The organism is Janthinobacterium svalbardense (assembly GCF_002327145.1).
In the GTDB taxonomy this organism is placed as follows: domain Bacteria; phylum Pseudomonadota; class Gammaproteobacteria; order Burkholderiales; family Burkholderiaceae_D; genus Janthinobacterium; species Janthinobacterium tructae.
Genome location: NZ_CP023422.1, coordinates 1,261,350 through 1,277,070, shown reverse-complemented (window position 1 = coordinate 1,277,070; position 15,721 = coordinate 1,261,350). Strand labels below are relative to the sequence as shown.

The following is a 15,721-nucleotide window of genomic DNA, read 5'->3' as shown; positions in this document are numbered from 1 at the left end:
ATTAGTGAGCTTCCTTGTTATTGTTGTTTGAACCAATCAAATGCTGCACGGCCCGTTCCATTTTCATGAAGCGGGAGCCCTTGATTAATACTGTTGCATCCGAACGGCCGGACAGATGCGCATCGAGCGCCGCCAGCAAGCCGTCGAACTGTTCGAAATACTCCACGACCGTGCCCGATTCCTGGCTGGCGGCAGCCTGCGCCGGATTCACCAGATGGCGCGCCAGGCCGCCCGTCGCCAGCACGTATTCGATGCCTTTGATGGCGGCGTAGGCGCCGATCTCTTCGTGGAACTGCTGCCCCTGCGTGCCGACTTCGCCCATCTCGCCCAGCACCAGGATGCGTGGTGCCGCAGCCTGCGCCAGCACATCGATGGCCGCGCGCGCCGAATCCGGATTGGCGTTATACGTGTCGTCGATGATGGTGGCGCCGTTGGCGGCACGTTTTTTCTGCAGGCGGCCGTTCACTGGCGCGAACGCCTCCAGGCCCTGCTTGATATGTTCGATGGCGATGCCGGCGCCAACGGCGCATGCCACGGCCGCCAGCGCATTGCGCACATTATGCTCGCCCGCCGCCTGCAAGCCGACAAAGAACTGGCGCAAGCTGCCGTCCTGCGCGCGCACGCTGACGAACATGTCGCTGCCAAAATCCGCGGCCGCGCGATGCGTGCAGCTCACATCAGCATCCTTCGACAGGCCAAACGTAATGACGGCGCGCGCGCCGGCCAGCTCGCGCCACACGGGCGTGAACTCATCGCCATGCGGGAAGACGGCCACGCCGTCGTCGGCCAATGCCGCCAGCGCCGCGCCGTTCTCGCGCGCCACCGCTAGCACCGTATGCATGAATTCCTGGTGCTCGCGCTGCGCGTTATTGACCATCGCCAGGGTCGGCGCGGCAATCGCGGCCAGGCGGCCGATCTCGCCCGGATGGTTCATGCCCATCTCGATGACAGCCGCCTTGTGTTCTTCATTCAGGCGGAACAGGGTCAGCGGCACGCCGATCTCGTTATTCAGGTTGCCGCGCGTGGCCAGGCGCGCTTCTTCGCCGAAGGCCGCCGCCAGGATGGATGAAATCATCTCCTTGACGGTGGTCTTGCCATTGCTGCCGGTGACGCCGATGACGGGCAAATTGAAACGGCGGCGCCAGTGATGGGCAATGCGGCCCAGCGCGACCAATGTATCGGCCACCACGATGGCCGGCACCTTGCCGCTGTCCCAGCCTGCAGGCAGGCGCTCGACCACCACGGCGGCAACGCCGCGCGCGGCCACCTGGTCGAGGAAATCGTGGGCGTCGAAACTCTCGCCGCGCAAGGCGACGAAGAGCGAGCCGGCTTGGGCGCTGCGGCTGTCGGTGGAGACGCCGTCAAAAACGGCATCGCCCGTCAGCTGCGCGCCGTCCAGCGACGGCATCAGTTCTGTCAGGGTGCCGCGCATCAGTTCGTCCTCATCATGGTCAGGCGCGCGGACAGGGCCAGCTGCGCATGATCGGCATCGGAGAACGGCAGTTTCTTGCCCTTGATTTCCTGGTACGGCTCATGGCCTTTGCCAGCCAGCAGGATCACGTCCGGCTTGGCGGCATGCTTGATGGCCGACAGGATGGCGGCAGCGCGGTCTTCGATAGACTGCGGCTGCGGGCCGTCAGCACGCATGCCGGCGACGATCTGCGCGATGATGGCGTGCGGGTCTTCGCTGCGCGGATTGTCGCTGGTGACCAGCACATGGTCGGCCAGTTGCGCGATGGCGCCCATCTGCGGACGCTTGCCCGGATCGCGGTCGCCGCCGCAACCGAACACGCACCATAGCTGGCCACCCCGCTCCTGCGCCACCTGGCGCAAGGCGGCCAGGGTTTTTGCCAAAGCGTCCGGCGTATGCGCGTAATCGATGACGACCATCGGCGCTTCCTGTCCACCCACCTGCTGCATGCGGCCGGGAGCCGGCTGCAGCGATTCGATGCCATCGATGGCGGCGCGCAGGCCGGTGCCATGCGCCAGCAAGGCGCCCAGCACGGCCAGCGCGTTGCTGATATTGAAGTGGCCCACCAGCTGCGTCTTGACCAGCGCCACGCCCAGCGCGCATTCCAGGTGGAAGTCGGTACCGGCATGACGGCTGCGGAACTGGCTGGCACGCAGCATCAGCACGCCCGGCAAGTCAGGCTGGCTGGCCGCATCCTGCAAGGTGTAGCCGATGACGGGATATTCGCCCGTCAGCTTGCCATCCACGTGGCGCGCCAGGCGCAGACCCATGGGGTCATCGAGGTTGATGACGGCCGTTTTCAGGCCGGGCCAGTCGAACAGCTTGACCTTGGCCGCCTCGTAGGTGGCCATGTCGCCATGGTAGTCGAGGTGATCGCGCGTCAGATTGGTGAACATGGCGACATCGAAATGCATGCCGGCCGCGCGTTCCTGGTCCAGGCCGATCGACGACACTTCGATGGCAACGGCTTGCGCGCCGGCGTCGCGCATGGCGGCCAGTTTGCGCGCCAGCAGCACGGCGTCGGGCGTGGTGTAGCCGGTGACGTCGAATTCGATGGCGCCGCGTGGCTTGCACAGGCCCACGCCCAGGGTACCGATGACGGACGAGGTTACACCCAGGCGCGCCAGGGCCTGCGCCAGCCACAGCGCGCACGAGGTCTTGCCATTCGTGCCCGTCACGCCTGCGCTGAACATGGCGCTGTCGGGCATGTCGTAGAACGCATGTGCCACGGGGCCGGCCAGGCGTTTCAGGTCGCTGACCAGCAGATGCGGCACGCTCCATGCGGCGTTCCATTCCACGGCGTCATGCACGATGGCGGCGGCGCCCTGCTCAATGGCGGCGTCGATGAAATGCGTGGCGCCCGCGTAGGCGAAAAACACGTCGCCGCGCTGCACGCGGCGCGAATCGGACGTCAGCTGCCCGGACGGGGCAGCCGCTTTGATCCACAAACTGATGTCTTGTATGGTCATGAGTGACTTCACATGGCCTCCGGGCCGGCATTGGCCGGGACCACGATTTCGGTAACGGAGGAATCGGGCGGTACGTTCATCGCGCGCAGCGCGTTGGTCGCAATCGCCGCGAAAGCGGGAGCGGCAACCTGGCCGCCGTAGTGGGCAGGGCCGGTCGGTTCATCGATCATCACGGCAATGATGAAGCGCGGCGCCGACATCGGCACCATGCCCACGAACGAGCCGATGTATTTGCGCGGCATCGCATAGCGGCCGTTTTCCACCTTGTAGGCGGTACCCGTCTTGCCGCCCACGCGGTAGCCGGCGACCTGCGCGCGCTTGGCCGAGCCGTGCGCGCCGGAGACCACCAGTTCCAGCATGGCGCGCATGTCGGCGGCAGTCTTCGGCTTGATCACCTGCTGGCCCACGGGCAGCTCATTGACCTTCTGGAATGACAGGGGGATCGTGTCGCCATCGCGGGCGAACATCATGTAGGAGCGCGCCAGCTGGATCAGCGAAACGGAAATGCCGTTACCGTAGCTCATGGTGGCCTGTTCCACCGGGCGCCACGATTTATATGGACGCACGCGGCCGGCCACGGCACCGGGGAAGCCCCATTTCGGCTGCTGGCCGAAGCCCACCTTGGTAAACATTTCCCACATTTCCTGCGACGGCATGCCCAGCGCGATCTTCGAGGTGCCGATGTTCGACGACATCTCGATGATTTCGGAGACACTGATCACGCCGTGCGGCTTGGTGTCGGTAATGGTGCGGTCGGCGATGGTGTAGCGGCCCGGACCCGTGTCGATCAGCGTGCCCGGCTTGACTCTGCCCGTATCGAGCGCCAGCGAGACCGTGATCGGTTTCAGGGTCGAACCGGGCTCAAAGGTGTCGGTCATGACGCGGTTGCGCAGCTGCTGCCCGGTGAGCTTGCGGCGGTCGTTCGGGTCGTAGCTGGGGTAATTGGCCAGGGCCAGTACTTCACCCGTGTGCACGTCGAGCACTACGGCACCGCCGGCCTTGGCATTGAATTTTTCCACCGCTTCCTTCAACTGCGTGAAGGCGATGTACTGGATCTTGCTGTCGACGGACAGGGTCAGGTCCTTGCCGTCATGCGGTTCGTGGATGAAGCCGATGTCTTCGACGATGTGGCCCAGGCGGTCCTTGATCACGCGGCGGCTGCCGGTGGTGCCGACGAGGGTTTTCTGCTGCGCCAGTTCCATGCTTTCCTGGCCCACGTCTTCCACGTTGGTAAAGCCGACCACGTGGGTCATCACTTCGCCCTGTGGATAAAAGCGCTTGTATTCCTTGCGCTCGTCGATGCCGTCGATGCCCAGCTTGGAGATCTTGTCGGCCACGTCCATCTCGACCTGGCGTTTCAGGTAAACGAAGCTGCGGTCCGAATCGAGCTTCTTGCGCAATTCGTTGACGTTCATTTCCAGCAGGCCGGCCAGCGCGTTGATTTTCTCGGGCGACGCCTGCAGCACGTCGTCGGGAATGGCCCAGATGGCTTTCACGGGCACGGACGACGCCAGCACCTGGCCGTTGCGGTCGGTGATCTTGCCGCGCGTGGCCGGCAGTTCCAGCGTGCGCTCGTAGCGGGCCTTGCCCTGCTTTTGCAAAAACTGCGTCGACACGCCCTGCAGCCACAGCGCGCGCGCGCCCAGGCCGGCGAAAGCGAAGAACAGCAGGAACAGCACGACGCGCGAACGCCAGACGGGCAGACGCACTGCCAGTACGGGGTTCTTCGAGAATGGCACGCCTTTCGATGCCGCCACCCGGCCGTTGCTATTGCCGCCCAACTTCATTACTCGCCCTCCGTCAGGTATTGCGTACGTGCCGCCGTCAATGGCGTCATGCTCAGGTCGCGCCGTGCGATCGATTCAATGCGTTCATGCTTGCCCAAAGTGGACTGGTCCAGCTGCAGCTGCGCCCAGTCGATGTCGAGCTGGCGCGACAACGCTTGCGCGCGCTCCAGGTCGATCAACAGGTGGCGCGACTGATACTGCGCGTTCACCAGCGACAGGCCGCAGCACACCAGCAGGGCCGACAGCACGACACACAGCTTGCCAGTCATCGGGCGCCGCCACTAACTGGAATGGGCAAACGCTGCGCCACGCGCATCACTGCCGAACGCGAACGGGGATTACCCTCGATCTCGGCATCGGACGGCTTCATCTTCAATATCAGCTTCATTTCCGGCTGCGGCAAGTCGACCGCACGGATCGGCAGGCGGCGGTCAGGCTGTTCCACGTTCGCCTTCGAGGCGAAGAAGCGCTTGACCATGCGGTCTTCCAGCGAATGAAAACTGATCACGGCCATGCGCGCGCCGGGCGCCAGGCAGGCATACGCCTGGTTCAGACCGATCTCGAGATCCTCGAGCTCTTTGTTAATGAAAATGCGGATTGCCTGAAAGGTGCGGGTAGCGGGGTCCTTACCCTTCTCGCGGGTCTTGACGGCGCCTGCCACGATGCCGGCAAGCTGTCGTGTGCTTGAAATTGGCTGGACTGCCCGGCCAGCAACAATCGCCTTTGCAATCTGAAAAGCAAACCGTTCTTCCCCATAATCGCGTATCACTTTCTCTAATTTCTGCTCGGTTTCCACCGCCAGCCATTCGGCCGCGGAGATGCCGCGCGTCGTATCCATGCGCATGTCCAGCGGTCCGTCGTTGCGGAAGCTGAAACCGCGCGCCGCATCGTCGACCTGCGGCGACGAGATGCCCAGGTCGAGCAAGATGCCATCCACCTGCTGCACGCCACGCGCGGCCAGGCTGGCCGTCATGGTGGCAAAGCTGTCATGGACAATTTCAAAGCGGGGGTCGCCGATCTGTTCGGCCGTGGCGATAGCTTGCAAATCCTTGTCGAAGCCGATCAGGCGCGCGTCAAGCGCCAGGCGCGACAAAATCAGTCGGCTATGCCCGCCGCGGCCAAACGTGCCATCGACGTAAATGCCGTGCGCGCGGTCGCCCGTCAGGTCGAGCGCATCGACCGCTTCATCAAGCAGCACCGTGCGATGCTGAAATTCCGGCACCGTGAGTTGTGTCATTACGGAGCCTTAAAAAGAAAAATTGGAAAGTACATCGGGGGTGCCGGCATCGATCGCCTGCTGTTCTTTGTCGGCCAACTTGGCGGCATCCCATATTTCAAAGTGGCTGCCCATGCCGATCATCATGACTTCACGCGACAGCCCCACGGCGTTGCGCAATTCGGGCGAGATCAGCACGCGGCCGGCCGAGTCCAGCTCGACGTCGACGGCGTTGCCGAGGAAGATGCGCTGCCAGGCGCGCGCCGACATGGGCCAGGCGGCGATTTGCTGGCGGTGGCTTTCCCACACGGGTCGGGGGAAAAACAGCAGGCAGCCATCGGGGTGCTTGGTCAGGGTCAGACGGCCTTCGCATTGAATCGCCAGCGCGTCACGGTGCTTGGCAGGGATAGACATCCTGCCTTTGGCATCGAGATTGATTGCGGACGCGCCTTGAAACACGGAAGACCTTTTTTGAGCTTGGGTTGCGACGCTTGCGCATCATGATGAAAAGGGGAAATTTCCCACAAAAACACACTTTTTCACACAGTTGCCCACTTTAGAGTAAGCAAAGATAGTGGTCAAGCGGTTTCCGATTGGCAAAACAGGAATTTTATTAATGAAATTAAGGACTTAGCGCATATCGTTGAAGCAGTCTCAAATAAAAATATATCGATAAATTAGATACTTATGAAAGATAGTGAATGTGCTACCTCATCTGCACACATGTGTTTTCCTACCGTAAACATCGAAAAAGACGAAATGTAATAATTGAATTTTTTACAGTTAGTTGACACATGACAATACTTTCGACCTCCAGGCACAACAGCAAGCAGCCACAGCAAAAGACTTGGTTTAAGGCAAAAAAATTGCGCCCTTGGCGCGTACCGGCCCTGTTTTCCGGGGCTGGCCTGATGCGGGTCAACTATTTTTGCAATGCAGCAATTACTTGAAAGGAAGAAACTTTAACCAATTGTCCATTTTAGTTGTATATACAACTTTATCTTGACTGCACTATTTTTAGAAACAAAAAAAGCCCCTTTGCGGGGGCTTTTTGGAGGCGCGCAGCAAGCAAACCGCTGCGGCCGATACACTCCCCGGCAGACCAGGGAGCTAAAATTCAAGTGAAGCAGGCCGGTAGGCCGGATTTTGTTACGGCGCCTTCCCTTGCAGGTTGGCGCTATGACAGTCATTCCTCTAGGCGCCAGATTACTCGGGCGCTCAAGCTTTCTACCCGCACGCTCCGCGAGCAGCATCATCGCGTGCCTATTTGAAATTGCACCAGGTGGAGGTTACCGCGTTTCACCGTAACTTAATACGCTCGTCTCTGTGGCCCTATTCCTCGCCTTATACCTTACGGCTTTCAGCGGACGGCCGTTAACCGTCACCCCGCTCTATGGAGTCCGGACCTTCCTCCCGCCAGCGCATTGCTGCGCCGGCCAGCGACTGTCTGGCCTGCTTCACCCGCCATTGTACCGCGTTGCAGCATGTTTCTGCAAAAAGGCCGGCGCAGGAACGACACCGCTCGCCGGGCCCCGGCCCGGGGGATTGTGTAATTCGGTGTCGCCATTTCAAAAGCCGGGCCAAATCGGCTCACATAGAATGAGGCAAGCTGCTTGCATGCAAGCGCATGCGCACCGCTTGCCCCACTTCTTTGCCACCCACTAGAATATAAAGAGCCGAACATGACGCAACAATCCCGTACCGGCGGCCAGATCCTGGTCGATGCCCTGCAGATCCATGGTGTCGACACCGCTTTTGGCGTGCCTGGCGAAAGCTACCTCGACGTGCTCGATGCCCTGCACGATTCGGGCATCCGCTTCATCATCAACCGCCAGGAAGGCGGCGCCGCCTTCATGGCTGAAGCCTACGGCAAGCTGACGGGCAAGCCGGGCATCTGCTTCGTCACGCGCGGACCGGGCGCCACCAACGCCTCCATCGGCGTGCACACGGCGTACCAGGATTCCACGCCGATGATCCTGTTCATCGGCCAGGTGGGCAATGATTTCGTCGACCGCGAAGCGTTCCAGGAAATCGACTACCGCCGCATGTACGGCCAGATGGCGAAGTGGGTGGCGCAGATCGACCGCGCCGAGCGCATCCCCGAATACCTGGCGCGCGCCTTCCAGGTCGCCACCAGCGGCCGCCCCGGCCCTGTCGTGCTGGCCCTGCCGGAAGACATGCTCATTTCACTGGCCACGGTAGCCGACACGCGCGCCTACCAACCCGTGCAGGCGGCGCCATCAGAACAGCAACTGCTGCAATTGCGCGCCATGCTGGCCGATGCGCAGCGTCCGCTGGTCTTGCTGGGCGGCACCACCTGGACACCGCAGGCATGCGCCGACCTGCAACAGTTCGCGGTAGCGAATTACTTACCCGTCGCCTGCGCCTTCCGCTTCCAGGACTTGCTCGACAATGCCCACCCCAACTACATCGGCGACGTCGGCATCGGCATCAACCCGAAACTGGCCGCGCGCGTGAAAAATGCCGACCTGGTCATCGCCATCGGCCCGCGCCTGGGTGAAATGACGACGGGCGGCTACACCCTGTTCGACTCGCCCGTGCCGCGCCAGCGTCTGGTGCACATCCATACGGATGCAGAGGAACTGGGCAGCGTTTACCAGGCCGAGCTGATGATCAACAGCGGCATGCCGCAGGTCTGCGCCATGCTGGCCGCCATGGCCCCCGTCGACGCTTCCGCATGGAAACATACGCCCGGCGAAGCCAAGGCCGAGCTGGCCGCCTACCAAGAGCGCCCACCCATCTTCCAGGATGGCCAGGCGCCGCTGGACCTATGGCAAGTGACGCAGGAAATCATGGTACAGGCGCCCCTTGACACCATCCTGACGAACGGCGCCGGCAATTACGCCTCGTGGGCGCACCGTTTTTATCGTTACGGCGGCATGCGCACGCAGCTCGCGCCGACCAACGGCGCCATGGGCTACGGCGTACCGTCCGGCGTGGCGGCGAAGATCGTGCATCCGGAGCGCACCGTGATTACCTTTGCCGGCGATGGCGAATACATGATGAATGGCCAGGAACTGGCCACCGCCGTGCAATACCAGGCGGGCGTGGTCATCATCGTCTTCAACAACCAGATGTTCGGCACCATCCGCATGCACCAGGAACGAGACTACCCGGGCCGCGTGTCGGGCACGACCCTGCACAATCCGGATTTTGCCGCGCTGGCACAGGCGTATGGCGCGCATGGCGAAGTGGTGACTACGACAGAAGAGTTCGCCCCCGCCCTGCAGCGGGCGCTGGCGCACGCCAGGGCGCACAACTTGCCGGCCCTGATCGAGCTGCGCTATGACGGCAACCTGATCACGCCGAACGCGACACTCGCTACCATCCGCGCCACGGCGGAAAAGGCGCAGGCGGCAAAATAAGCCCGTTTCAGCGCTAAAAACAACAAAGGCCCGGTCGATACCGGGCCTTTTTCTTTTTGACAGCGGCAATCGCTCAGGCAGCGGGTACTGGAGCGCTTTCCTCGGCAGGCACGGCCTCGGCGGGCGCTTCCGGCACCGGCGGGCATGGCGTGCAATTTTTCAAGGGACGGCCGAAATCGCGCACGCGGCTCAGTTTCATGGGCATGCGCACATTGCCGCCGCAATAATCGCCTTCCAGGGTCAGGGTTTGCCCGTCTTTGGAGAACTTGCCGACGATGGTGCGTTCTTCGCTGTCGGCACCGGCGATGGTGAAGTCGAAGGCGCCCGTGGCGGCGTCCAGGTTGACGTCGTTGGCGACGATAGGCCAGCTCAGTGCGCCAGCCGTGAATTCGTAGATGACGGAGTCGGCCTCGGCAAAGCGGTGCAGGGTCACGCGCTGGCCACCGATCTCGCCGCTATCTTTTTGCAGGCACAGGTCCGAGTAGACGGCCACGCCGTAGCGCTCCAGTCCGGCCGGTTTCTTGCCCTTGACGGCAGCGACAGCGGCCCCCGTGGCGCCAGCAAGCAGCAGCGCGGCCAACATGGCGGTCAGGCGTGGCGAGGTGAATGAATACATGGCATTCCTTTACTTGAGTAACGGCGCCATTATAACTGGCGCCGCCCATGCAAAAACGCGCCGTCAGACCGAAGCCAGACAGCGCGTTTCTTTGCTTGCAGCATCCCCGAAGGGATGCCTCAGCGGTACTAAGCTTCGCTTGCGCGAATATTAGAACGAGTGACGAACACCAACGTTGAAGGCTTTGTCGCCCGTACCAGCGTTGCTGTTGTTGCCAACAGTGTAGCCAGCGTTGTTTTTGTTCGAGATCTTGGCGTACGAAGCGTAGGTGCTGGTGCGCTTCGACAGAGCGTACGAGTAGCCCACTGCGAACTGGTTCGCATCGGCGTTCAGGCCCGATTTGTCGTTCACGTGGATAACCGAAGCCATCACGGTGCCGGCTGGACCAACTGGTACCGTTGCGCCGATCAGAGCGGTGGTGCTGTCATCGCTGGTCTTAGCCGAGATATAGTTGAATGCATTGACATTACCGTTGTTACGGGTCGAGCTGTTCAGGCCTTTGTTGACGCCGTATGCAACATACGCTTTCGCTACTGCGAAGTCGTAGTTAGCTGCAGCCAACCAGTTACGTGCGCTGCCAGCATCGCTGATGGCGGTTTCGTTGCTGGTGGTGTTGTAGGCCAGACGTGCATTCAGAGGACCGTTAGCGTAGCCAACCGACGCGCCCATTTGGCGACCGATTTTGCTGGATACCAGGCTCTCTTGGCCGTTGTTGGCGGTGCTGTAAGCAACGTCAGCATCGAAGCCGTTGAAATTAGGCGAGGTGTACAGCACGGTGTTGCTGGTGCGGGTCGTGTTCGCTGGGAACAAGTTCTTAGCGGAACCAGCGTAGCCAGCTGCGAATGGATCAGCAACTTTCGACAGGGTGTTGTACCAAGGGGTGTATTGACGACCCAGGGTTACGGTACCAGCCGTTTTGCTGCTCAGACCAACGTAAGCCTGACGATTGAACAAGGTACCTGCAACGTCTTGTTGACCGTTGTCAACGCCGAAGCCCGATTCCAGAACGAACAGAGCCGACAGGCCGCTGCCCAGATCTTCGGTGCCTTTGAAGCCGATACGGGAAGCCGAAGCAATGCCGCTGTCGATTTTGTTAACGTTGCCGTTAACACCGCCGCGCTCGCTGACGAAACCAGCGTCAACGGTACCGTAGATAACAACGCTCGATTGAGCTTGGGCTACGCCGGTGGCTGCTGCCAGGACTGCCAGGGTGATCAGAGTTTTTTTCATTGCGATTTCCTTTAATTTTTGAAGCAAAAAGTAATACAGCCTATGCATCTCGAGCTGCGCTCTAGCAGAGCGCTTTTTATGAGTGAGGGCAAGGTCTCCACCTGCCACATTGCTGTTCCGGTCAGGGGAACATTCATATCGGTATCGGCACGCTATTGCACCGATAAGCTTGAAGGCTGCATAACGACCGTCATTCGTGCGCCGGTTCGGTGCTCAAAGGGCACCGGAAGCGGCACTATAACGACCGTTTCACATTCCATCAAGTTCCAACATGTTACTTCCGGTACCAGGCCGGGGGCTTTTTCAGGCATCCCGACCATCGCCAACCGTACTACGCGACAGAGCCAGTGCCCCTTGCCAACCAATGCATGGGCCTGATTGACCATTCCATCATAGCGCATGGCTTGCTGGCACCCGTTGTATTAGTGCAACAGTATCAGGCGAGTGATTAAAACGTCAACATGCTTTACCCATCATTTGCCCTCCAAGACTTACGCGACAAAGCGCACAATTTGTCAGGCGATAATGGATAATCGGGACGAAGCATACACGGCATCGCCAATGTTTGCTGCCGGATGCCCAAAAACGGGAAATAATGCGCGCTGTTTTGGTGCGTTGCCGCATTATTCAGGGGCGTAGGGGTCAATTTGCGCGTCGGCGTACGCGTCCAAAAAATGGCCAGAGTAACAATTAAATTACTGACTTTCCGGTAATTTAAATTGCTCACATATAAATGTTTTCCATGTTTACCAGCGCATGCGCCTGCTCCCCCCAAGGAACGCATGAGGACGACTCTTGCTTGCAAATTGCGCATCAATTGAAACAATTTCTTACAATGTTGCCTTCTCAATATTTTGACAAATTTGTGTCAAAAAAACGACACATTGATCGGAATCAAGTTTTTCTCTGTCCGATTTCACACAATTTGCTTCTTCTTTTTTTGATTTTTTGCTTAGAAGCATCAAGAAACAAGCTTAACGCTGGCTTGCGCGCCGGAGCAGGCGCATGAAACCGCCCAACAACGGCAGTTTTTCATACAATTCTTCCGCCGCATCCCAATAATCGCGGTGCAAGACCACCCGTCCCTGCGCATCGAAGCGCACATGGGTGGCGCCACGAATACATTGTTCGCCAGATACCAGACGTTTCATGCGGAAACGAAACTCCCACGTCAGGAAGGCTTGCGTCCCCTGCCCCAGGCTTTCCAGCACGTCAAACCGCGGCGCATCGACTTGCACGAACATGTGCTCGAAGATGGCCAGGATGGCGGCATGCCCCTGCACCTCGTTGAACGGATCCTTGAAATGGGCATCCGGCGCGTACACGGCGCCCAGTTGCGCCAGGTTGTCGATGCTCAGGTGCTCGTAAAACGCCACCAGGCGCGCCAGCGGGTCATCCATGCTTGCGTTCATAGGCCAGTCACCTTGCGGATCAGCCAGAAATAGGCACGGTACGGCAACAGCCGCGCCAGGCGCAGGATATTCGTGAAGCGTTTGGGAAAGTGGATGTGAAACTGGCCCCGCTCAATGCCGTCGAGCATGGCGGCGGCCGCGTCCTGCGCCGTCATCAGCGCCGGCATCTTGAAATCATTGTCCGCCGTCAGGGGCGTGGCGACGAAGCCGGGATTGATTTGATACACGTCAATGCCACGCCCATGCAAATCCAGATACAACGATTCCGTCAGGTTGATCAGTGCCGCCTTGCTGGCACCATACGCGAGCGCCTTGGGCAAGCCGCCATAGCCGGCCACCGAGCCGACGATGCCGATGCCGCCACTGCCCTGGCGCAACAGCCACGGCAAGGCCTGCTCCAGGCAATTGAAGACGCCGCCCACATTCAGGGCCAGCAAGCCCTGTGCTGCCTCAAGGTCAAAGCTATCGGCACGCATGGCCTGATAGCCGCCGGCCACCACCAGTATCAGGTCGATATGCGTCCACTGCTGCTGCAAGTCCGCGCAGACGGCCCGCAGCTGGGCGGGCTGGGTGATATCGAGCGGCAATGCCTGCGCCAGGGGCTGCCCCTGGCACAGCAGTTCCAGGCTGGCGCGATGGCGGGCCGACAAGGCCACGCACGCGCCCTGCTGCAGCAGCAAGGTGGCGCACGCGGCGCCGATGCCGCTGGAGGCGCCGATGATCCACACGCGCTTGCCGGCCCAGTTGGTGATCTTGCGATTCATGGGGCCGCCTGTGGACGCTTGCTGAACGATAAAGTGACGGCGCCCAGGCTGAAGCCGAATTTGCTCATGGCGGCGCGGTTCAGCATGACCTTGTCATCCATCAGGAACATCCAGTCCTCGAAATCGACGTGGTAGACCGTGCCATCGACGGGCAGCGCCAGCACGTATTGCCAGCGCAGCGCATTGCCGGCCACTTCGCCGATGGCCTCGCCGACCACGTCGGGCGCCGTGCCGATGAAGCGCCCGGGCGCCGTCTTGCGCAGAGTCCACACGCGGCGTTGTTTGCTGCCGTCCGAATACGTGAAATCCTCGTCCAGGGTGCCCGTCTCACCCACCCAGCTGGCCCGCATCACCACAGTAAAGCGCTTGACCACCTTGCCCGAGCGGTCCTGAAAGATGCCGTGGGCATCGAGCGTGCCGTTGAAGTACTGCTGCAGATCCAGTACGGGCAGTTCCTGTGCATAGGTGGCGGGGGTGGGCGGCGTGGAGCAGGCGGCCAGCGCCAGCAGCACAGCCGCCGCCGCCATGCCGCGCCGGCAGCATTTCATGAGGTGCATGGTCGAATCTCCAGGTGGTCGCTATATATATGTTGTAAGGGCGCGCGCCACAGCAGCAGCGCGGCCAGCAGTTTCAAGGCACAGGGCAGCAAGGCGTAGGCAGCCGACAGGGCCGGCAAGCCTGTGCTGCTGCCCGGCACATAGCCGAGCCAGGCCAGCAGGGGCAAGGCGATGCCGGCCGCCAGTGCCAGGCTCATTTGCACGCCCCAGTTCCACCAGCCGAAATACGCCGCTTCGTGCCGCCCGGCATGGCCGGCCGCGCCGATCAGCCCTGCCAGCAGGGCCGGCGGCAAGGCCAGGTCAGCCCCCAGCGCCAGGCCCGACAGCAGGCAGATACTGGCAAAGCCCCAGGCGGCACCCGCGTCGAGGCCATACGCCCAGACAAACACGCACGCTGCCAGCAGCATGGCGCCGCCCCAGGCACGCGCTTCGCCAAAGCGGCGCGCCAGCGCCACCCACACGGGCATCGAGGCGGCCGCCGCGCAAAAATACACGATCAGGAACGGACCGGCGTAATGTCCCAGGCGCAGATAATCGCCGGCAAAGAACAGGAACAGGGTGGCGGGAATGGCGGCAGCCACACCATTGACGAGCAGGACGGCGAACAGCCAGCGGAACGCGCGCTGGCGTAATGGGACTTTCCAACCGCTGCCGGCGACCGCGCCCCCTGCACTGCGCAAGGCTGGCCGCGGCGCGCGCGCCAGCAACAGCGCGCCCGCCGCCAGCAGGCAGACGGCAAAGGCCAGCGACAAACCGTCATAGCCGAGCACGGAAGTCAGGGCCGCCGCCAGGATCACGCCGAGCAAGCCGCAGCCTTCGCGCACGGCCGTCACGCGCGCCCGCTGCGTCGGCGCATGGCTCAAGGCCGCGCCCCAGCTCTGGTGCGCGATGCCGGCCAGGCCATAGGCGGCGTACACGAGCAGCAAGGCGGCCAGGAACCAGGCCAGGGTCGCCCCATGCGACAGGGATGGCGGATGGAACAGGGCGCCAAAGCCCAGCAGCAGCAGCGGTAGCGACGCAGCGACATAGATGGCATAGCTGCGCCCACCGCGCGCCATCCAGGCACCGAGGGCAGGATCGATGAAGGCGGCGGCGATGCGGGCCGCCAGCAGCACGGCCCCGATTTGCGCCAGGTCAAGGCTGCTGCGCTGCGCATAAAATGGCGCCACATATATATAGATGGGCAGTGCCAGCATGGCCAGCGGCAAGCCGAACAGGCCATAACTGAACAAGGCAGGCAAGGTCAAAGCGCCGGCCCCGCTACTCATGGCAGTGGCGCCGCACTCTGCAGCAGGGCCGCGCGCAGCTTCGGCGCCGTCGACTCGGGCGACAGCCAGATGGCGAAGAAGGCGCGCGCAAAGTCGCCATCGCTTACGTCGGCCAGCACCTTGCCATCGAGATAAAAGCGCACGCCGGGCGCGATGCCGGCCCGGTAGGCGCCCGCGATGCGCTGGTCTTCCTTGACGTCAGGAAAGATGCGCTGCATCGTGGCCAGCCACGCCAGGCGCTGCTGCTCCGTGCCGAGGCCCAGCTTTTGCATCTGCTCATGGCTGGCTTCGGCGATCTTCTTGCCGTCGAGCGCACGCGCGTAGCGCAATTCCAGCACGAACGGCGCCGTTGCCGACGCCACGCCCTGGTAACCGTTCGCGCCCACCCACAGTTGCGCCCGATAAATACGCATGCCGAACCACGTGTATTCGCCCTCGCCCGCCAGGCGGGCCTCGGGCACGTCGGCAGCGATAAAAGCCGGCGGCGCGGCGACGGCAGCGAACATGGTCAGGGACAACACAACAGTGGCAAGCAGGCGGCGCAT

General features: G+C 61.7%; 14 protein-coding genes and 1 other RNA gene. 1 reads left to right on the top strand and 14 read right to left on the bottom strand.

Features of this window, described 5'->3' with window-relative positions:
• Position 1: 1 nt before the first annotated feature.
• The 7 genes from CNX70_RS05655 to rnpB all read right to left on the bottom strand — a co-directional run bounded on the left by CNX70_RS05655 (position 2) and on the right by rnpB (position 7,402).
• Positions 2–1,432 (bottom strand): UDP-N-acetylmuramoyl-tripeptide--D-alanyl-D-alanine ligase, encoded by a 1,431-nt coding sequence (locus tag CNX70_RS05655; RefSeq protein WP_096233898.1) that lies wholly within the window; start codon positions 1,430–1,432, stop codon positions 2–4.
• On the bottom strand, positions 1,432–2,940 hold the full coding sequence (locus CNX70_RS05650; RefSeq protein ID WP_096233897.1) for a UDP-N-acetylmuramoyl-L-alanyl-D-glutamate--2,6-diaminopimelate ligase: 1,509 nt from the start codon (positions 2,938–2,940) through the stop codon (positions 1,432–1,434). Before CNX70_RS05650 ends, CNX70_RS05655 begins: the two co-directional genes overlap by 1 nt.
• 8 nt (positions 2,941–2,948) lie before the next feature.
• Positions 2,949–4,727, bottom strand: a complete 1,779-nt coding sequence (locus CNX70_RS05645; protein WP_096233896.1) for a peptidoglycan D,D-transpeptidase FtsI family protein — start codon at positions 4,725–4,727, stop codon at positions 2,949–2,951.
• Entirely contained in the window at positions 4,727–4,996 is a 270-nt protein-coding gene (ftsL, locus tag CNX70_RS05640) for a cell division protein FtsL (protein WP_034748894.1), read from the bottom strand. The genes CNX70_RS05645 and ftsL overlap by 1 nt, the downstream gene beginning before the upstream one ends.
• Positions 4,993–5,964 (bottom strand): 16S rRNA (cytosine(1402)-N(4))-methyltransferase RsmH, encoded by a 972-nt coding sequence (gene rsmH, locus CNX70_RS05635; protein WP_096233895.1) that lies wholly within the window; start codon positions 5,962–5,964, stop codon positions 4,993–4,995. The genes ftsL and rsmH overlap by 4 nt, the downstream gene beginning before the upstream one ends.
• A 9-nt stretch (positions 5,965–5,973) precedes the next feature.
• Positions 5,974–6,402 (bottom strand): division/cell wall cluster transcriptional repressor MraZ, encoded by a 429-nt coding sequence (gene mraZ, locus CNX70_RS05630; protein WP_071079390.1) that lies wholly within the window; start codon positions 6,400–6,402, stop codon positions 5,974–5,976.
• Positions 6,403–7,062: 660 nt separating this feature from the next.
• Positions 7,063–7,402, bottom strand: an RNA gene (gene rnpB / locus CNX70_RS05625) — RNase P RNA component class A.
• 223 nt (positions 7,403–7,625) lie between these two features.
• Between rnpB and CNX70_RS05620 the strand changes: the two genes are divergently transcribed.
• Complete coding sequence (locus CNX70_RS05620; protein ID WP_096233894.1) at positions 7,626–9,329, top strand: thiamine pyrophosphate-binding protein; 1,704 nt, start codon at positions 7,626–7,628, stop codon at positions 9,327–9,329.
• A gap of 73 nt (positions 9,330–9,402) precedes the next feature.
• Here the strand turns inward: CNX70_RS05620 and CNX70_RS05615 are convergent, their stop codons facing one another.
• From CNX70_RS05615 to CNX70_RS05585, 7 genes are all read right to left on the bottom strand, one after another.
• Positions 9,403–9,945, bottom strand: coding sequence for a hypothetical protein (locus CNX70_RS05615; protein WP_096233893.1), 543 nt, complete (start codon positions 9,943–9,945; stop codon positions 9,403–9,405).
• Positions 9,946–10,095: 150 nt separating this feature from the next.
• Positions 10,096–11,175: a porin gene (locus CNX70_RS05610; protein ID WP_096233892.1), complete on the bottom strand. Its 1,080-nt coding sequence runs from the start codon at positions 11,173–11,175 to the stop codon at positions 10,096–10,098.
• A gap of 974 nt (positions 11,176–12,149) precedes the next feature.
• Positions 12,150–12,587: a nuclear transport factor 2 family protein gene (locus CNX70_RS05605; RefSeq protein ID WP_096233891.1), complete on the bottom strand. Its 438-nt coding sequence runs from the start codon at positions 12,585–12,587 to the stop codon at positions 12,150–12,152.
• Positions 12,584–13,351 (bottom strand): SDR family NAD(P)-dependent oxidoreductase, encoded by a 768-nt coding sequence (locus CNX70_RS05600; protein ID WP_096233890.1) that lies wholly within the window; start codon positions 13,349–13,351, stop codon positions 12,584–12,586. Before CNX70_RS05600 ends, CNX70_RS05605 begins: the two co-directional genes overlap by 4 nt.
• Positions 13,348–13,908: a DUF3833 domain-containing protein gene (locus tag CNX70_RS05595; RefSeq protein ID WP_096233889.1), complete on the bottom strand. Its 561-nt coding sequence runs from the start codon at positions 13,906–13,908 to the stop codon at positions 13,348–13,350. Before CNX70_RS05595 ends, CNX70_RS05600 begins: the two co-directional genes overlap by 4 nt.
• Complete coding sequence (locus CNX70_RS05590) at positions 13,896–15,176, bottom strand: MFS transporter (RefSeq protein WP_096233888.1); 1,281 nt, start codon at positions 15,174–15,176, stop codon at positions 13,896–13,898. Before CNX70_RS05590 ends, CNX70_RS05595 begins: the two co-directional genes overlap by 13 nt.
• Positions 15,173–15,721: a chalcone isomerase family protein gene (locus CNX70_RS05585; RefSeq protein ID WP_096233887.1), complete on the bottom strand. Its 549-nt coding sequence runs from the start codon at positions 15,719–15,721 to the stop codon at positions 15,173–15,175. The genes CNX70_RS05590 and CNX70_RS05585 overlap by 4 nt, the downstream gene beginning before the upstream one ends.

Bases quoted from the DNA above. Each gene is read 5' to 3' on its own strand.
- CNX70_RS05585 (WP_096233887.1), bottom strand. From the start codon at position 15,721: ATGCGCCGCCTGCTTGCCACTGTTGTGTTGTCCCTGACCATGTTCGCT.
- CNX70_RS05645 (WP_096233896.1), bottom strand. From the start codon at position 4,727: ATGAAGTTGGGCGGCAATAGCAACGGCCGGGTGGCGGCATCGAAAGGC.
- CNX70_RS05595 (WP_096233889.1), bottom strand. From the start codon at position 13,908: ATGCACCTCATGAAATGCTGCCGGCGCGGCATGGCGGCGGCGGCTGTG.
- CNX70_RS05650 (WP_096233897.1), bottom strand. From the start codon at position 2,940: ATGACCATACAAGACATCAGTTTGTGGATCAAAGCGGCTGCCCCGTCC.
- ftsL (WP_034748894.1), bottom strand. From the start codon at position 4,996: ATGACTGGCAAGCTGTGTGTCGTGCTGTCGGCCCTGCTGGTGTGCTGC.
- CNX70_RS05590 (WP_096233888.1), bottom strand. From the start codon at position 15,176: ATGAGTAGCGGGGCCGGCGCTTTGACCTTGCCTGCCTTGTTCAGTTAT.
- CNX70_RS05620 (WP_096233894.1), top strand. From the start codon at position 7,626: ATGACGCAACAATCCCGTACCGGCGGCCAGATCCTGGTCGATGCCCTG.
- rsmH (WP_096233895.1), bottom strand. From the start codon at position 5,964: ATGACACAACTCACGGTGCCGGAATTTCAGCATCGCACGGTGCTGCTT.
- CNX70_RS05610 (WP_096233892.1), bottom strand. From the start codon at position 11,175: ATGAAAAAAACTCTGATCACCCTGGCAGTCCTGGCAGCAGCCACCGGC.
- CNX70_RS05655 (WP_096233898.1), bottom strand. From the start codon at position 1,432: ATGCGCGGCACCCTGACAGAACTGATGCCGTCGCTGGACGGCGCGCAG.
- CNX70_RS05615 (WP_096233893.1), bottom strand. From the start codon at position 9,945: ATGTATTCATTCACCTCGCCACGCCTGACCGCCATGTTGGCCGCGCTG.
- CNX70_RS05600 (WP_096233890.1), bottom strand. From the start codon at position 13,351: ATGAATCGCAAGATCACCAACTGGGCCGGCAAGCGCGTGTGGATCATC.
- CNX70_RS05605 (WP_096233891.1), bottom strand. From the start codon at position 12,587: ATGAACGCAAGCATGGATGACCCGCTGGCGCGCCTGGTGGCGTTTTAC.